This window comes from Pseudomonas sp. R15(2017) (genome assembly GCF_002112685.1).
Classification (GTDB): domain Bacteria; phylum Pseudomonadota; class Gammaproteobacteria; order Pseudomonadales; family Pseudomonadaceae; genus Aquipseudomonas; species Aquipseudomonas glycinae.
Genome location: NZ_NEII01000029.1, coordinates 1 through 1,310 on the forward strand (window position 1 = coordinate 1; position 1,310 = coordinate 1,310).

The 1,310-nt window shown below is 53.3% G+C and carries 1 protein-coding gene; it reads right to left on the reverse strand.

Annotated features, from left to right (window positions below; all coding sequences use genetic code 11):
* Nucleotides 1-31 precede the first annotated feature (31 nt).
* Nucleotides 32-1,257, reverse strand: a protein-coding gene (locus tag CAF77_RS28680) for an IS3 family transposase (protein WP_371915558.1) whose coding sequence is annotated in 2 segments (ribosomal slippage) — nucleotides 32-906 and nucleotides 906-1,257 — 1,227 coding nt in all. Because the reading frame shifts where the segments join, the coding sequence is not laid out codon by codon here.
* Nucleotides 1,258-1,310: the final 53 nt, after the last annotated feature.

Genomic DNA, 1,310 nt, shown 5'->3' on the forward strand with positions numbered 1-1,310 from the left:
TGTCTAGTCCTGAAATAGGTTTACACCTGTTTCACCCTAACGCCCGATGCACCGCATCGGGCGTTTTGTATTTTAAGGACAGGTGCGGGCGCTCCTGGTTGTAGATCAAGATCGCCTCCCGCACCATTTGTTCTGCTTGCCCCAAGTCTGTCGGCCGGTGCAGCAAGAGCTCTGTCTTCAAGATGCCGTTGACTCGCTCTGCCAAGGCGTTTTGGTAGCAGTCGTAGCCATCAGTCATTGAGCACGTGATGCCATGCTTAGCATGGAGCTTTTGATAAAGGGCCGAGCAGTACTGCACACCTCGATCTGAGTGATGAACCAGTTTCTGGCATGTTCGACGTGTCTTCAAAGCCATGCGCAAGGCTTGAGCCACCGAGTCGGCATGTAAGCTGCCATGCACGTGATAGCCGACTATTTTTCTCGAGAAGGCATCCGTCACCAGACTCAAATAGACCGGATCGTCACGTTTGGTGGACAGATAAGTGATATCGGCCACCCAGACCTGTTCCGGACCGGTAGCGACAACTTGCGACGGGCCTGGTTTGAGCAGATTGGGATGGCAGCGGAAGTGATGATGACTGTCGGTCGTTTTGTGATAAGCCCGTTTCCTGCGGACCAGTTGGCGGTTATCACGCAAGACCGCCAATAACCGATCGCGGCCGACATGCAGCTCCTGTTTCTCACGCTCTGCGTGCATCAACGAGTGCAATTTGCGGGCGCCAATGCAGGGTTGGCGTACTCGGATTGTCTGCACAAACTGGATGAGTTTCTGATCTTGCTCGATGCGAGTCCGATAGACGCGATTACGTTTGTAAAAGGCTTGGCGACTGATCCCCATAAACTGGCAAGCCCTGCTGACACTCAGGGTTTGGGTTTGCGCAACGACTTGCCGGGCCGCTTTTTTACGACAGAGACGCCGTAGTCGTTCTTCAGTACATCCACCACGTCTTCAAAAAACTTGGCTTTCTGATTCGCCAGCGCCAACTGCTCCTCAAGCTCTTTGATTCTCTGCTCGGGAGTTAAGGGCAAAGTGGGCTCGTCCATCGGTCGGGTCCTTTGGGAACGAATGGAGGCGCCTTGGCTCCAGTCTTGCCGACCATGCTTGCGTAACCAAACCAACACCGTCGACCGACCCTGAATTCCGTAGCGCCGTTGAGCCTCTTTATAACTCAACTCGCCTTTTTCGACTTGGTCGACAACCGACAATTTAAAAGTCAGCGTGTAATCGCGTTGACTGCGTTTTGCGCCCGAATCCATTGCACCCTCCTGATAAGAAGCCAGAAGGTGTAAACCTTATTCAGGACGAGACA